This is a genomic window from Staphylococcus sp. EG-SA-2 (assembly GCF_017152085.1).
Window position 1 is genome coordinate 1 of record NZ_JACYHC010000712.1, and the last position, 1810, is coordinate 1810.

The following is a 1810-nucleotide window of genomic DNA, read 5'->3' on the forward strand; positions in this document are numbered from 1 at the left end:
ATCATTAACTTTTGCGAACCTTCTTTTAAATAAATAATGCTTCCTATTGTTTCCATTTATTTTCCTCCTTTGTCACCGTCTCAATTTCAACATTCCTTCGCATTTCCAAGTCAATCATCTCTTCTTCTGCTTTACGAATGCCATGTTGAATTTGCTGTTGCTGCTCGTATAACGCTTCCGTTGAACGTCGTTTCGCAAAATGAAATTCATCGCGGAACTGTTCCATACGACTAGCCATATTGCTACTATAATAACGCTCACCTAAATGTTGATATAATTGATCTATCGAATGATTAAGCGCATCACTTTCATCTATCAATGCTTTAACCTCTCGCTTTTCATCATATAAGTCATCCATTTGCTTATGTTTCGCTGTGATTATTTTATTGATTTCATCCAGTTTATTCGACATCATTTCACCACGTTTTAATTTTTACCAATTTCATTACCAATCATTACGTCAGTTTGGTCAAAAGCCTCACCAACTTTTTGTATATTATCGCTCGCAGTTCGTATTGCTTCAGCAACAGATTGATTCTTACTCATCAAATCATCTATCACACTATGAGCATTATTATTTCCACTTACTGTTGTACTTTCATCTTTATCCGGTTTCGACACATTATTACATGTTTCAACAGCGCTTTTAATAGATGATGATGCACTATTGGTCTTAAAAATATCACTTTGAACTGTACTCATCATTTACACCTCTCTCTCCATTTTAATTATTTTAAAATTATTAGAAACTGTATCAATATATGATATTCAAACATTCAATTATACTTAAATATTGTTTTATGATTATATTCAAAATTATTGTATCAATAAATATGTATCATTCCTAGAATTTTATTGAACAAAAAGTTATAAAATAACTTTTATTGCAACTCAACCTTGTTTTACATTACAGAAATTAACAATAGCGATTAAAATTTTATTTTCCAACAATAAAAAAGCACAAATATTTTTATTGAGGCAGCTGTATCGCTTCTCATTGTAAAAATATCTGTGCATATTATTATCTCAATCTAACGTAATAACTAACTTGTTGTATCTTGTAAAATCTTATTCATAGAATGCGCAACACTATCACGGTACATTTCACCAAATTTCAATAAATGGACCATCAATAAATATAAACGATAAAATTCAAGTCTATAGGATGCACCTTTTGCGAGTGGATAATGTTTATTATACGCATCATAAAATTCGCTCGTAAAACCACCAAATACCGTTGTAATACCGATATCGAATTCTCTGTCACCATATAATGGTGCTGGATCAAATAATGCAGGACGTCCATCTTTTAAAAACATATAATTACCACCCCATAGGTCACCATGTAATAAAGACGGTTTACTTTGATGCTTTTCTAATTCCGCCACAATTTGACGTCGCACTTTGTCATATACTTTGATATCGTTGGCATCCCATAGCCCTCTATTTAGCAACTCATCTTTCAAATGGTCCAAGCGCTTGTCGACAAAAATGGTACACCAATCGTCTTGCCAATGATTATCAAAAGAAATATCGCCACCTTCATAAGGTAATGAGAAGCCAAATTTGCCTTCTTCTTGTTGCTGACTGTGTAATTGAGCTACGAGTTGCCCTAATTGGCGTTGACTCCCTGAAGCCCCTTCTTCTAAATACGTCATCACTAAATACGCATCACCGTTAACCTCGCCACTTGCAATTACTCTAGGTGCCGTGATACCTGCACGTTCAAATTCATTTAAACCTGCAATTTCTGCAGCATAAAATGATTCTTTACGTCCACGTTGGACAAGTAAGAAAAATGTATCCGTAT

At 33.6% G+C, this 1810-nt stretch carries 3 protein-coding genes; all 3 read right to left on the reverse strand.

The features are described 5' to 3' along the window. Window positions 1-43: 43 nt before the first annotated feature. The gene (locus IDG60_RS13000; protein ID WP_000066356.1) at window positions 44-412 is read right to left on the reverse strand and encodes a hypothetical protein; all 369 of its coding nucleotides are present in this window, start codon (window positions 410-412) and stop codon (window positions 44-46) included. A gap of 14 nt (window positions 413-426) precedes the next feature. After that, window positions 427-705, reverse strand: a complete 279-nt coding sequence (locus IDG60_RS13005) for a TIGR04197 family type VII secretion effector (protein ID WP_000987949.1) — start codon at window positions 703-705, stop codon at window positions 427-429. A 338-nt stretch (window positions 706-1043) separates the two neighbouring features. Then, the coding region (locus IDG60_RS13010) for a fructosamine kinase family protein (RefSeq protein ID WP_206160770.1) at window positions 1044-1810 on the reverse strand (767 nt) is incomplete at its 5' end.

What these genes read in the sequence shown, in the direction of transcription:
- IDG60_RS13000 (WP_000066356.1), bottom strand. Translation starts at nt 412, where the DNA reads ATGTCGAATAAACTGGATGAAATCAATAAAATAATCACAGCGAAACAT.
- IDG60_RS13005 (WP_000987949.1), bottom strand. Translation starts at nt 705, where the DNA reads ATGATGAGTACAGTTCAAAGTGATATTTTTAAGACCAATAGTGCATCA.